Annotated in this window: 14 protein-coding genes; 8 read left to right on the forward strand and 6 right to left on the reverse strand. The window is 41.0% G+C overall.

Annotated features, from left to right (window positions below; all coding sequences use genetic code 11):
* Positions 1–23 precede the first annotated feature (23 nt).
* Positions 24–1,433 (forward strand): glutamate--ammonia ligase, encoded by a 1,410-nt coding sequence (glnA, locus tag ABIS04_RS01455; RefSeq protein ID WP_137223616.1) that lies wholly within the window; start codon positions 24–26, stop codon positions 1,431–1,433.
* A 375-nt stretch (positions 1,434–1,808) separates the two neighbouring features.
* The gene (locus tag ABIS04_RS01460; RefSeq protein ID WP_137223614.1) at positions 1,809–2,279 is read left to right on the forward strand and encodes an Lrp/AsnC family transcriptional regulator; all 471 of its coding nucleotides are present in this window, start codon (positions 1,809–1,811) and stop codon (positions 2,277–2,279) included.
* Between the two features lie 151 nt (positions 2,280–2,430).
* On the opposite strand, the gene ABIS04_RS01465 is transcribed toward ABIS04_RS01460, so the two are convergent.
* Both ABIS04_RS01465 and ABIS04_RS01470 read right to left on the reverse strand, forming a co-directional pair.
* Positions 2,431–3,078 (reverse strand): DUF2959 domain-containing protein, encoded by a 648-nt coding sequence (locus tag ABIS04_RS01465; RefSeq protein ID WP_137223612.1) that lies wholly within the window; start codon positions 3,076–3,078, stop codon positions 2,431–2,433.
* Positions 3,079–3,126: 48 nt separating this feature from the next.
* Positions 3,127–3,351 (reverse strand): hypothetical protein, encoded by a 225-nt coding sequence (locus ABIS04_RS01470; RefSeq protein ID WP_137223610.1) that lies wholly within the window; start codon positions 3,349–3,351, stop codon positions 3,127–3,129.
* 105 nt (positions 3,352–3,456) lie between these two features.
* On the opposite strand from ABIS04_RS01470, the gene ABIS04_RS01475 reads away from it, so the two are divergent.
* The 6 genes from ABIS04_RS01475 (at position 3,457) to ABIS04_RS01500 (ending at position 8,680) form a co-directional block, all read left to right on the forward strand.
* Positions 3,457–4,428: a virulence factor BrkB family protein gene (locus ABIS04_RS01475; RefSeq protein ID WP_350432374.1), complete on the forward strand. Its 972-nt coding sequence runs from the start codon at positions 3,457–3,459 to the stop codon at positions 4,426–4,428.
* 138 nt (positions 4,429–4,566) lie between these two features.
* Positions 4,567–5,004, forward strand: coding sequence for a D-aminoacyl-tRNA deacylase (gene dtd / locus ABIS04_RS01480; RefSeq protein ID WP_350432375.1), 438 nt, complete (start codon positions 4,567–4,569; stop codon positions 5,002–5,004).
* A 69-nt stretch (positions 5,005–5,073) separates the two neighbouring features.
* Positions 5,074–5,568, forward strand: coding sequence for a thioesterase domain-containing protein (locus ABIS04_RS01485; RefSeq protein ID WP_137223604.1), 495 nt, complete (start codon positions 5,074–5,076; stop codon positions 5,566–5,568).
* Positions 5,569–5,704: 136 nt separating this feature from the next.
* The gene (locus ABIS04_RS01490) at positions 5,705–6,298 is read left to right on the forward strand and encodes an FMN-dependent NADH-azoreductase (RefSeq protein WP_350432376.1); all 594 of its coding nucleotides are present in this window, start codon (positions 5,705–5,707) and stop codon (positions 6,296–6,298) included.
* A 259-nt stretch (positions 6,299–6,557) separates the two neighbouring features.
* Complete coding sequence (locus ABIS04_RS01495) at positions 6,558–7,169, forward strand: SCO family protein (protein ID WP_350432377.1); 612 nt, start codon at positions 6,558–6,560, stop codon at positions 7,167–7,169.
* An 8-nt stretch (positions 7,170–7,177) separates the two neighbouring features.
* Positions 7,178–8,680, forward strand: coding sequence for a methyl-accepting chemotaxis protein (locus ABIS04_RS01500; protein ID WP_350432378.1), 1,503 nt, complete (start codon positions 7,178–7,180; stop codon positions 8,678–8,680).
* A 67-nt stretch (positions 8,681–8,747) separates the two neighbouring features.
* Here the strand turns inward: ABIS04_RS01500 and ABIS04_RS01505 are convergent, their stop codons facing one another.
* The 4 genes from ABIS04_RS01505 to ABIS04_RS01520 all read right to left on the reverse strand — a co-directional run bounded on the left by ABIS04_RS01505 (position 8,748) and on the right by ABIS04_RS01520 (position 12,459).
* Positions 8,748–9,974, reverse strand: coding sequence for a beta-ketoacyl-ACP synthase (locus ABIS04_RS01505; RefSeq protein WP_350432379.1), 1,227 nt, complete (start codon positions 9,972–9,974; stop codon positions 8,748–8,750).
* Positions 9,971–10,696 (reverse strand): 3-ketoacyl-ACP reductase FabG2, encoded by a 726-nt coding sequence (locus ABIS04_RS01510; protein WP_137223598.1) that lies wholly within the window; start codon positions 10,694–10,696, stop codon positions 9,971–9,973. Before ABIS04_RS01510 ends, ABIS04_RS01505 begins: the two co-directional genes overlap by 4 nt.
* A 64-nt stretch (positions 10,697–10,760) precedes the next feature.
* Positions 10,761–11,252: a hotdog family protein gene (locus tag ABIS04_RS01515; RefSeq protein ID WP_137223596.1), complete on the reverse strand. Its 492-nt coding sequence runs from the start codon at positions 11,250–11,252 to the stop codon at positions 10,761–10,763.
* Positions 11,253–11,256: 4 nt separating this feature from the next.
* Positions 11,257–12,459, reverse strand: a complete 1,203-nt coding sequence (locus ABIS04_RS01520; protein ID WP_137223594.1) for a beta-ketoacyl-[acyl-carrier-protein] synthase family protein — start codon at positions 12,457–12,459, stop codon at positions 11,257–11,259.
* Between the last annotated feature and the right edge of the window lie 45 nt (positions 12,460–12,504).

Consider the following 12,504-nt stretch of genomic DNA (forward strand, 5'->3'; position numbering starts at 1 on the left):
CTTTACCCTAACGGAGGCTTAGAATGTCAGTTGAATCAGTTTTAAAGCAACTTGAAGAGTTAGAAGTTAAGTTTGTAGACTTACGCTTTACCGACACTAAAGGTAAGGAACAACATGTTTCTATTCCGTCTCATCAAGTAGATGAAGATTTCTTTGAAGATGGCAAAATGTTTGACGGTTCTTCAATTACAGGCTGGAAAGGCATTAATGAATCTGACATGGTGCTAATGCCAGACGCAACAACTTTTCTATTAGACCCTTTCACAGAAGAAACCACAGCACTTATCCGTTGTGATATTTTAGAGCCAGGTACGATGACGGGTTATGATCGTGACCCTCGCTCTATTGCAAAAAAAGCCGAACAGTATCTAATTTCTACTGGCATCGCTGATACCGTATTAATTGGTCCAGAGCCTGAATTCTTTATATTTGACGATGTCCGTTTTGGTACGGATATGTCAGGTTGTTTCGTTAAGATTGATGCTAAAGAAGCATCATGGAACTCTGCTAAGAGCTATGAAGAAGGCAATACTGGTCACCGTCCAATGGTGAAAGGTGGTTATTTCCCTGTAGCACCAGTTGATTCTTCACAAGACCTACGTTCTGCAATGTGTTTAGTACTTGAAGAAATGGGTCAAGTTGTTGAAGCGCATCACCACGAAGTGGCAACTGCGGGTCAAAACGAAATTGCAACACGTTTCAATACATTGACTAAGAAAGCTGATGAAATCCAAATTCTAAAATACGTTGTTCATAACATGGCTCATGCTTATGGTAAAACAGCGACATTTATGCCAAAACCAATTGTAGGTGACAACGGTAGTGGTATGCATGTGCATCAGTCTTTAGCTAAAGACGGCGTTAACTTATTTGCTGGTGATAAATATGCTGGCCTAAGTGACATCGCGCTTTACTATATTGGCGGTATCATTAAGCATGCTCGTGCATTGAATGCATTTACTAACCCAAGTACAAACTCTTACAAGCGTTTAGTACCGCATTTTGAAGCGCCAGTTATGCTTGCATATTCTGCACGTAACCGTTCAGCCTCAATCCGTATTCCAGTGGTACCAAGCCCTAAAGGCCGTCGTATCGAAGCGCGTTTCCCTGATCCACATGCAAATCCATATTTAGGTTTTTCTGCATTGCTAATGGCTGGTCTTGACGGTATTCAAAACAAGATCCACCCAGGTGAAGCAATGGACAAAGATTTGTATGACTTACCTGCTGAAGAAGCGGCTGAGATCCCACAGGTTGCTACGTCATTAGAAAACGCACTGGAAAATCTACAGGCGGATCATGAGTTTTTGACTAAAGGCGGCGTGTTCAGCGAAGACTTTATTCAGTCTTATATTCAGCTTAAAACAGCAGAGTGTGAGCGTGTCTCACGTACGACTCATCCACTTGAGTTTGAAATGTATTACAGCTTGTAATTCTTAAGCTTAGTAGTGCCCTAGTTTATATAGGGCAAGTAAATAAAAAAACCCGATAAGTCTTTATCGGGTTTTTTATTTGATGATTAAAAGTATATTTGGCTATTACTGGGATAGGTTTATTTTCAATTAATACAATATTTTATTTATCTTATGAATATGTAGAGGTCATGATTTACATGCCATTTAAGCATTCCATTTTTTATTGCGTAGTCTTCTAAGGCTTCAACCATTGACAGCTTTATTGCAATTAGTGAGAGGGCATCTCATTGAATAAATTAATAGTATGATAAGTTTGTAGAGGAATTCACTCATAAATATGATATTTATATGCTTAATCACTCATTTGTCTTTCACTAAAAAGCGATATGTTCAATGGATAAGAAAGATCTCAAACTATTAGATATTTTACAACGTCATGGTCGAATTGCTATTTCTGAGTTAGCCGACAAGGTTAATATGTCAGATACTCCTTGTTTACGCAGGGTAAAAAAACTTGAACAAGATAAAGTGATTTTGGGCTATGGTGCGCAAGTTGATCCGCTTAAAGTCGGGTTGAATGTTGTAGTTTATACATCGGTACGCTTAACTGAACACACAGATCAGTCGACAGCATTGTTTGAGTCAACAATGGCGCAACTCCCTCAAGTGATGGAATGTGCTGTGGTCACTGGGGCTTATGATTATTTATTAAAAATAGTCTCTAAAGACTTAGTTTCTTATCAACACTTTATCAAAAAATCACTCGGTAACCTCAAGTTTGTCGCCAGTATTGAAACCACTGTGGTATTAAGGCAAGTTTTTAGCCGTACGGCTTTGCCCATGGACGAATCACCAATCGACTAATTTTAGGTTTATTGTATCTCAGTCTATTATATATCGAGATAACGGATATCTGACGATTTTTAATTACCCCAAAGCAGCACCTAGATCGTTTTAGTGTAACGATTTTTTAGGTTACCGCTTTAGGGCATTGAGTCGATATTTGCGGTAATGGTTAACCTTGCTCCATTGACTCGATAAATTTATTCGATTCGGCAATCGATTTATTCATTTCTTTAATCAGACTAGAGATATCTGTCTGTAAACTGGCAAATTCACCCTTAATAGCACCAATTGCCTGAGCGTTTAGATTATGTTTTAAATACAACATATTGTCTTTCATCGCGGTTAATATGGGTGGCATTTTGGCTTCAGCTCGACGCATACTTTTAACTAGCTTGCTATATGATCGCTTAGTTTCATTAAGTTTATTGGTGCTGTTGCGGCGTAAACTGGCTTTGCTTATTTCTTCTATTTCGGCCTGCCATTCGTCAAATAATGCCTCTGCGACATCTTCTACTTTGCCAATGCGGTCGGTGACTTCATCTGCTGCTGATTGCGCCGATTCATATTCATCTTTTGCTTTATTGTAGGCATCTTCTAAATCACCGCCATCAAATGCCAATAAAGCCTGCATTTCTTCTAAAGCTGAGCTAAATTGTTCCTGCGCTTCTTCTTGGGATTCTTTGGCACTTTGAACGCGATCGACCATTATGTCGCGCTTGTGGTAGCCAACTTTTTCCATTGCACCGTAATAGGCACTTTGGCAGCCACTCAACAGTAAACTGCTACTTAGTAGCGCAAGTGATATCCATTTTCTCATAAATGTGTCTCTTTTATTGTTTGAGGCGTAAAATTACCTCGTTAAGGACTAACTATCTGATTTAAATCTTGCTGCATCAATGATGCTCCAAAGATGGAAAAGTGCGCCAATAATGAATGGAAAAACCAGTACTGAGAAGAAATAGCAGAAGACGGTTATACAGAAAAATAACAAAGCTGCTAAAATACGACCTTGTAAAAGTTGACCCAAGCCGGGGAAAAATAAACTGGCTACTGCTGCGAGTACATTACCCGCTGAACCTTGTTGTGACATCAATTCTCTCCATTCTTTTATCACTAATATGTTATAACATTGTACGAAGTTAGCGGGTGAATACAATTATTATCTCCAATAACGCGCTATTAAATAAGGATTATTATGCCCAAAAAGTTTGATTACAGCCCTATTGTGGCTTTTTTTAGTGGGATTTGGCAGTTTCTATTGCACCTCAAACAACGGTTAGCTGAAGACCAAATTAATATCCGTGCAGGGCATTTGGCGTATGTGACCTTGTTATCATTGGTGCCTATGTTAGCTGTGACTATGTCGATGTTATCGGCGTTCCCAGTATTTAAAGGTATTCGCGGTAATATTGAAGGGTTTATTTATAACAACTTTATACCTGCAGCGGGTGATACGGTACAAGTGCATATTAACGAATTTGTCGCTAATGCGTCTAAAGGTACCTTTGTGGGTATTATCGCGTTAGTGTTTGTCGCCATTATGCTCATTTCAGCTATCGATAAAGCATTAAATAATATTTGGCGGATTACTGAAAAACGCTCATATGTGGTGTCATTTTCGATGTATTGGATGGTCTTAACGCTTGGTCCTGTACTCATTGGTGCTAGTTTGGTGGCTACCTCGTATGTGGTCTCATTAGAGGTGGTGACGGGGAGTGATCTATCTGGATTAGTACCTTGGATTATTGAACGTTTGCCATTGCTGTTTTCAGTCGCATCAATATTACTGCTATACATGGTAGTGCCTAATAAGAAAATCCATTTTTCACATGCGTTGTTAGGGGCTGTTGTTGCTGCGGTATTGTTTGAAGCAGGCAAAAAGGGTTTTGCGTTTTATGTCACCCAGTTTCCGAGTTATGAAGCAATATACGGTGCGCTGGCAGTGATCCCGATTTTGTTTGTATGGGTGTACTTATCGTGGATGATTGTGTTGTTAGGTGCAGAGATTACAGCGGCATTACCAGAATATTTAGAAAGTTTAGCGGTTATCGCGGATGATCTCAAAGCTGAAATATTTACAGAGACTGAGACTAAAAGCCAGAATCACAATAATGTGCATGATCCTCTCGTGGTTGATAAATCCAGTCCGTCTTCTGAAAAATCTTAATATTATATGTGAACATATTCAGTAACCGCTAATTTGATGGGCCTTGGGATACAAGTACCTGTTGTTCAGTATGTCCTTTATGACGGCCTTGTTTTATCTTATTCAATAAGCATCACCAAATAGTATTTTAAGGCAGTTATGATTGCATTAATTCAACGAGTTAAACGCGCTTCAGTCACAGTCGAAGGTACGATTGTCGGCAAAATTGACCAAGGTTTGTTAGTCTTATTAGGTGTAGAACGCGAAGATAATAGTGAGAAAATGGTTAAGTTAGCTAAAAAAGTCATTAATTATCGAGTGTTTAATGATGAAAATGGCAAGATGAATCTTAATCTGACTCAAGTCGGAGGGCAATTGTTGGTGGTATCGCAATTTACTTTAGTTGCTGATACCGGCAGAGGCTTAAGGCCTAGCTTTTCCAGTGCGGCAACCCCTGAGCAAGCCGATAGTCTTTATCTCGCTTTTGTAGAATATTGTCGGCAACAAGGAGTTGTTACTGAAACTGGGAAATTTGGTGCAGATATGCAGGTTGAATTGGTTAATGATGGTCCAGTTACCTTTAATCTGCAAGTATAACATCTTGGTTTATAGCTGTTTATTATCCCAAGTTGAGATTAGCTAGTCATCAATCGGAAGGATGTCGCTATGCTTGATATTTCGTTCACTGAATCGCAATCGGATACCAAGGTCTCTGCCTTGCTACAGACTTTGTGTGAAACTTGGCATAATACTATTCCTGTCAGTAAATTTATGGATATTACTCCTGTGTTGTTCAACGGAGATAGCTTACAGGTTACAGCACCTATTGAACCTAACATTAATTTACATCACACCATGTTTGCAGGCAGCATCTATACTTTAATGACGTTGACTGGTTGGGGGATGGTGTGGTTACAGCAACAATTGTCACAAGCACATGGTGACATTGTATTAGCTGATGCGAAGGTAAGGTATTTAAAACCCATTTCTAAACAGGCCTATGCCAAAGTTATTTGGCCTTATACTGATTTAACCCCATTAACTCGAGGTCGCCGAGTGAAGATTACCTTAGAAGTCGCATTGTATTGCGATGACATTATGTGCGCCACTTTTACTGGCCAATATGTATCTTTTCCTCCTAGAGTTGTTAATGCAGACTAGGTTATAACCTTTCGTTTTTATCGAATATAATTGCGGATTTATTGCGCTTTTATTCTTTTTTATAGATCAATATACTTATTTCATTGGTCAGGCACACAGCCATATGACCCAACATACATATGGGTGAGACTTTACAATGACAAAAGTATTAATTTTAAAATCAAGCATTCTAGGCGGTTATTCACAATCTTCAGCATTAGTTGATTATTTACATCAGCAATGGAACAGCAAAGGTGCGCAAATTACAGTGCGTGATTTAGGTGAAAATGTACTACCAATGTTAGACGGCGAACTTGCTTCAGGTTTACGCGGTGGCGATAATCTTTCGGAGCGTCAGTTATCTGCGCTCACATTATCTGATAAATTAGTGGCTGAAATAAAAGCTCATGACACCATTGTGATCGCCGCGCCTATGTACAACTTTACAATTCCGACAACACTAAAAAATTGGATTGATTTTATTGCCCGTGCAGGTGTGACGTTTACTTACACCGATACCGGAGCTGTTGGTTTAATCGAAGGTAAGCGCGCCATTATTGTGACCACTCGTGGTGGAGTACATAAAGGTGGCCCTACAGACCATGTGGTGCCTTACTTAACGACTTTGTTGGGCTTTATCGGGATTAATAATGTTGAAACTATTTATGCTGAAGCATTAAATATGGGCCCAGATGCTGCTGAAGCTGGCATTAGCCAAGCTAAACTTGCTATTGATGCTATGACACTTTAATCAATTTATTCGTAGGCTTATATAAAGCCACTGATTCAAATAATTAACGTTTAATGATACTTTGACATTTAAAGGATCATTAAGCGTTTTTTTATTTTGTAATTTTTGTGATTTTGTTGATCAACAAAATCATTTGTTGCGTATAGTATTAACTGTCAGTATCTAGTTTGATGCCAATTTTACTTTTCAGAATGTAGTTTCATTAACAAAAGCCCACAAGCTTATCGTTGAAAAGCCGCCATACTGTTGTTTATATTTTATGAAGCCAAGCAAAATTTTCATCGCGTCAATCTTAATTCTGCTTGCTGTGAGTCTTATCCCTATATTGATGTTGCTTAATCAATGGGGAGCAGGTTCGCAGAGTTATGGAATTACCACCAGTGATAGCCAACAAATTCGTTTTCGCTGGCAAGACGTTAATCAACAAGTCCACCATTACCCTGCTTCTGTGGGAACCTATACCTACTTATTTTTGGGCTTTTTGTCGTGCTCAGAAATTTGTCCAATACGTATTAAACAATTAGATCAACTTGAGCAACGCATAGAGCAAGATGCTTTGTTAGCCAAAGTGGATATCCAATTTATATTTGTGACTATCGATCCTGATAACGACTCATTTGCTGTACGACAAGCTATGATTGACGGACGATCAAAACGTTTCGTGAGTGCTTCATTGGTTGAAGAAGATTTGTATTCTCTTGAATTTCTCTTATCAGATAATATTAATCGAGAACTCACTACTATTAGCCATGTTGGAAATCTATTTTTATTGGCTCCAAACGGAAACATCGAACGTATTTATACGGCTAAACAGCTTTCAATACCCAAGATGTTGATTGACCTTAACCATATTATTTCAGCTCAACTTTAGGTTTATATATGAATGATGATCAAACTGTAACATTACTCAAAAAACATGATTTATATATCTATCGGTTGTTGATGTTGCAGGCCCCATTATTAGTCGTCAGTGGATTTTTTGGTGCCGAAATGCTGACCTTTAGTATTACTGCAGCGATAGCTATTTTAGTCATAGTTCAGTTGAGTTATAGCTTGCTGAAAGGGACTGAGTTATTTGCGATAGTTGGTGCAGTAATTATGATGACGGTGTCAGGATTACTGATTCAAAGCCAAATGGGTATGATTGAAATGCACTTTCATATCTTTGCCACCATGGGCGTATTTCTTATTTATTTACGCTGGCAGCCGTTATTGGCTGCTTTGTTGACGGTGGCAATACACCATATTCTTATGACCTATATTCAATTGCAAGATATTGAAGTATTAGGTACACAGTTAATGATTTTTGCCGGTAATTGTAACTGGACCATAATGTTAGTTCATGCTTTGTTTGCTGCGACTGAAACCTTTATTCTTATTCGTATTGCCTTGTTTATGCGTACTGATTCACTGGCTAATCAACGTATTGCTGGGGCTATTGAGCAGATATCAGCAAATAAAGATTTATCTATTCGTTTACTTTCAGCCGATACTCATGCAGAAATGTCGTTTAATCTAATGCTCGAAGAACTGTCGCAATTATTTAACGATTATCGTGATATTGCGGTGAAGATGGGTAGCACTTCTGACAACTTGATGAGCTTGAGTGATCAAACTCAGCAAGCAGTGCAGCAGCAAAATGATCAAGCTAGAATGATTGCCGAGTCGACTCAAGATGTGATCGACAATTTTCAACAAATGGCTCATGACAGTCAAATATCAGCGGATCAGGCAAAAGAAGGAGCAGCCTCGAGCCTTGGTGATAGCCAAAGTGCATTAAGCATTATGAAAGACATGCAGGCGCTAGAAACCAATATGACTGAAGTGACTGAATCAATGACTGATTTAACCACGGATATTAGTGCTATCACAGCGCTGCTGCAGGCTATTCGCAGTATTTCAGATCAAACTAACTTACTTGCGTTAAATGCGGCAATTGAAGCGGCTAGAGCGGGTGAGAGTGGTCGAGGTTTTGCGGTGGTAGCAGATGAAGTTCGCACTTTAGCACAACGTACGAGTCAATCTACAGATGGCATAGAAAAAGTACTGAGTCGTTTGAATGTCAGTATGCTAAAAACCGTTGAGTCGATGGATCAAGGTAAGCAACGTACGACGCAAAATGTAGCTCATACCAGTAGTATTGCTCAAGGATTAGAACAACGTTCACTCCAAATCGGTCAAGTTGCGACCTTGAGCCATAATGCGGCAAATGGTACACAACAACAAGCAGATAGATTGACTCAGATTGGTACTGAAATTTTGGATAATGCCCAAGCAGTTGTATTGTTATCAGAACAAGTTAAAAAGTTAGCTGGTGGCGCGGTAGAAATGAAACAGATTACTCAAGACTATCAAACCAAAGCTGCTGCTTACAAAGTGTAAAAAACAGGCGAAAGCATCGCTTTCGCCTGTTTTATTTGGCTGCAAAAGAGTGTGTACCCTTATGTAATTAACGCCAACGTTTAAAAATCAATGAAGTATTAATGCCACCAAAGGCAAAGTTGTTACTCATAATGTAGTTGGTGTCGATATGTCGAATATCGTCTTTGATGTAATCAAGTTGGGCGCATTCTGAGTCAATATCAGTCAAATTGAGTGTTGGCGAAAACCAACCTTCATTCATCATTTCAATACTGGTCCACGCTTCCAACGAACCACAAGCGCCTAGAGTATGACCGGTATAACTCTTTAATGAAGAGATGGGCGTTTCTGCACCAAAGACTGCGTGAGTCGCGGCAGTTTCTGCTATATCACCGCGATCTGTTGCGGTGCCATGAGCACTGATATAACCAATGTCTTGAGCCGATAATTGGGCATCCTTTAAGGCTAAACGAATAGCCACTTCCATGGTGTTAGCATTGGGTTGAGTGACATGTTGGCCATCTGAGTTGGTACCAAAACCAATTAGCTCTGCATAAATTTTAGCACCACGGGCTTGAGCATGTTCAAGCTCTTCTAATATCAAGGTACAAGCACCTTCACCAATAACCAACCCATCGCGGTTCTGGTCAAATGGTCGTGGCGTTAGCTCTGGAGTATCATTTTGGGTGCTGGTGGCATATAAAGTATCAAATACCACGGCCTCGGTAGGGCAAAGCTCTTCACCACCACCCGCTAGCATAATGGTTTGCATGCCATATTTAATCGCTTCATAAGCATAGCCAATGCCTTGACTGGCAGAGGTACACGCACTGCTGGTGGTGTGAATACGGCCTTGCAGGCCAAAGAACACCCCAATATTAACCGCGGTAGTGTGGGCCATCATGCGGATATAACTGGTGGCGGTTAACCCCGACATTTCGCCGGTTTTTAACATGTCACCAAAGCCCATAATTGGATCGGTACTACCAGTTGATGAGCCGTAAGCAACTCCAACTTGACCGGAATTAAGGATGGGATCGTTCAACAAGCCTGCATCTTCAAGCGCTAATTCACTGGCACGTGTTGCCATCATGGATACTCGCCCCATAGAGCGGATCTTTTTACGTGAATAATGGGCTGGGAGAGTAAAATCAGTCACTGGTGCCGCCAGACGAGTATTTAAACCTGGGTAGCGATCCCATTCATCCATGCGAATAACGCAGTTATGTTTGGCTAGTAGGCTGGCTTTAATTTGTTGCCAGTTTTGGCCTAATGCGGAAATACCGCCCACTCCGGTAACGACTACACGATTCATATCATGCCTCCGTTAACTGAGATAACTTGGCGAGTTATGTAGGCGGCATCGTCTGATAATAAAAAGTTAGCAAGGCCGGCAATTTCACTGGGTTTGCCCATGCGTTTCATCGGTACTATTTGGTTGACAATATCGGTTGAGATATCTGTGACCATATCGGTTTCAATTAACCCCGGTGCGATACAATTGACGGTAATTTTTCGCTTAGCTAACTCAAGCGACAAGGCTTTAGTTGCGCCAATAATTCCCGCTTTTGATGCGCTGTAGTTCACTTGACCACGATTACCTGCAATGCCTGACACAGAGGCTAGGGTGATAATACGTCCACCTTTACGTGCTTGTACCATTGGCATAACCGTAGGGTGGATAACATTATAAAATCCATCAAGATTAGTGTGGATCACACTGTCCCATTCATCTTCAGTCATCGCTGGGAAAGCGGTGTCGCGATTAATACCCGCATTAAGAATAACGCCATAATAGGCACCATTTTCGGCAATGTCTGTTTCGATTGCCAGCTTGACCGCTTGACGGTCGGCAATATCAAATTGCAGTAAACTAACCTGAACACCAAGATCTAATAAGGTTTTTTGCACTTGCGCTGCGGCAGCATGATTGCTGTGAAAGTGCAGCGCAATATCAAAACCACTCTCGGCTAATTTAATCGCGATGGCTTTACCTATTCCTCGGCTGGAACCAGTAACTAATACTCTGTTATTCAAAATGTCTCTCCGTGATTGATTCGAGGAACTCCAATAGGGGTGTCAAAAGGGTTGTTGATCATGCTTACTCGTCGACTTGGCTTTCATCAATATAAGCCTGGGTGTCTTGTGGTTGGAATACATTGACATTGGCCTCCGCCACTAACGTTTGGTGATGATAAATTTGGCATTCAAAAACCGCTAATCCAGACTCTTCTTGGTATAGCCGAGTGACCTGAGTGCGATATGACTCACCTAAGGTAAATGTGTCGATATGCATTTGCAGTTTGCGGGTGCCGAGTAAAAAACCGACTCGGATACCATCGTCGCGCAGTAAGGCTTCAACACCCGCTAACGCAGCAATACTTTGGGCCATATACTCAATACCAACATAATTTGGCACGCCATTGAGTTGGGCGTCGAAATAGGCACACTTGGAGCTAATATGGGTTTCAGTGATTAAGCAGTCTGGGAGATGTTCTAAGATATTATCAATTAAGATCATCGGTGCCCGATGTGGAATAAACGTACTTATCTCTTGCGCTAACATCGCCGGAGTTGCAGTGGCTATTGACATGAAACTAGGCATCCTTTCGACAAAAAATCAGGCTGGCATTACTGCCGCCAAAGGCAAATGAATTGCTCATAATAAAATTGAGTTGGCTAAGGCCAGTATTGTTGTTGGCGCTAACGAGAGCGATTTTAGGGTCATTAGCATCTTGCTGCCCATCCCAGATGTGCGGCGGCAAACGCTTATCATGGTTAAGTGGGCTTAATAATAAATAGCAAAAGGCAGCTTCAATCGCGCCAGCAGCACCTAAAGTATGACCTGTGAGTGGTTTGGTTGAGCTGCAAGCTGGCAGTGAATGTCTAAACACTGCAGTGACAGCACGCGATTCCATGGCGTCATTTTTGGGTGTAGCGGTGCCGTGGAGGTTGAGGTAATCAATTTGTTCAGCAGTAATGTTGGCTTCTACTAGGGCTTGTTGCATGGCGGCAATAGCGCCTAATCCTTGCGGATGTGGTGCTGAAATATGATGTGCATCGGCAGATTCGCCTATCCCTGCAAGCATGACGTCACTTTGGCCACGTTCTAAGATAAATAAGGCTGCCCCTTCACCAATATTAATGCCATCACGATGGCGGCTAAACGGATTACAATGGCCTTTGGATACTGATTCTAATGCGGCAAAACCATTAACGGTTAACTGGCATAAACTGTCTACACCACCCACAATTACCATATCGCACATATTTGCATTGAGTAATCGCTGCGCACTGGCAAACACTTTTGCACTCGATGAACACGCTGTAGACACAGTATAACAAGGGCCAGATAGTTCAAATAACTGTTTTAAATAGTCACTGGTGCTACCGAGTTCCTGCTGTGAGTAATGATAACTCGGAGGAAAATGACCATGTTCAAGCTGATATTTTATCGCTGCTTCGCCTTTAGAAATACCTGAGGTGCTGGTGCCTAATACCACCCCAATTCTATCTGCGCCAAAACGCTGTTTAGCTTGTTCTATTGCCGGAGCAAGTTGCTGGGCGGCAGTGTTTAATAAACGATTATTACGGCAAGCGAATAAACTGAGATGATCGGCTATCTCTATTAATCTTTTATCATCGACGCAACCGACTAATGTTGGTGCATCGAACAATAAATTATCGCGCCACTGCATGGCACTAATATCACCATTGATGAGGCGCGGCAGTACCTCTTCTGGCGAGTTGCCCAGAGGTGTACACAATCCGATGTGAGTTATTGCAATGCGACTCTTCATGTTTAGTTTGATTGCCTATTTATCTCGGTTTATTGGGTTATGCTG

Source organism: Shewanella sp. H8 (assembly GCF_040285065.1).
Lineage (GTDB): Bacteria > Pseudomonadota > Gammaproteobacteria > Enterobacterales > Shewanellaceae > Shewanella > Shewanella polaris.

What these genes read in the sequence shown, in the direction of transcription:
- ABIS04_RS01490 (WP_350432376.1), top strand. Translation starts at nt 5,705, where the DNA reads ATGACAAAAGTATTAATTTTAAAATCAAGCATTCTAGGCGGTTATTCA.
- ABIS04_RS01470 (WP_137223610.1), bottom strand. Translation starts at nt 3,351, where the DNA reads ATGTCACAACAAGGTTCAGCGGGTAATGTACTCGCAGCAGTAGCCAGT.
- ABIS04_RS01465 (WP_137223612.1), bottom strand. Translation starts at nt 3,078, where the DNA reads ATGAGAAAATGGATATCACTTGCGCTACTAAGTAGCAGTTTACTGTTG.
- ABIS04_RS01460 (WP_137223614.1), top strand. Translation starts at nt 1,809, where the DNA reads ATGGATAAGAAAGATCTCAAACTATTAGATATTTTACAACGTCATGGT.
- dtd (WP_350432375.1), top strand. Translation starts at nt 4,567, where the DNA reads ATGATTGCATTAATTCAACGAGTTAAACGCGCTTCAGTCACAGTCGAA.
- ABIS04_RS01485 (WP_137223604.1), top strand. Translation starts at nt 5,074, where the DNA reads ATGCTTGATATTTCGTTCACTGAATCGCAATCGGATACCAAGGTCTCT.
- ABIS04_RS01495 (WP_350432377.1), top strand. Translation starts at nt 6,558, where the DNA reads ATGAAGCCAAGCAAAATTTTCATCGCGTCAATCTTAATTCTGCTTGCT.
- ABIS04_RS01515 (WP_137223596.1), bottom strand. Translation starts at nt 11,252, where the DNA reads ATGTCAATAGCCACTGCAACTCCGGCGATGTTAGCGCAAGAGATAAGT.
- ABIS04_RS01520 (WP_137223594.1), bottom strand. Translation starts at nt 12,459, where the DNA reads ATGAAGAGTCGCATTGCAATAACTCACATCGGATTGTGTACACCTCTG.
- ABIS04_RS01475 (WP_350432374.1), top strand. Translation starts at nt 3,457, where the DNA reads ATGCCCAAAAAGTTTGATTACAGCCCTATTGTGGCTTTTTTTAGTGGG.
- ABIS04_RS01500 (WP_350432378.1), top strand. Translation starts at nt 7,178, where the DNA reads ATGAATGATGATCAAACTGTAACATTACTCAAAAAACATGATTTATAT.
- glnA (WP_137223616.1), top strand. Translation starts at nt 24, where the DNA reads ATGTCAGTTGAATCAGTTTTAAAGCAACTTGAAGAGTTAGAAGTTAAG.
- ABIS04_RS01505 (WP_350432379.1), bottom strand. Translation starts at nt 9,974, where the DNA reads ATGAATCGTGTAGTCGTTACCGGAGTGGGCGGTATTTCCGCATTAGGC.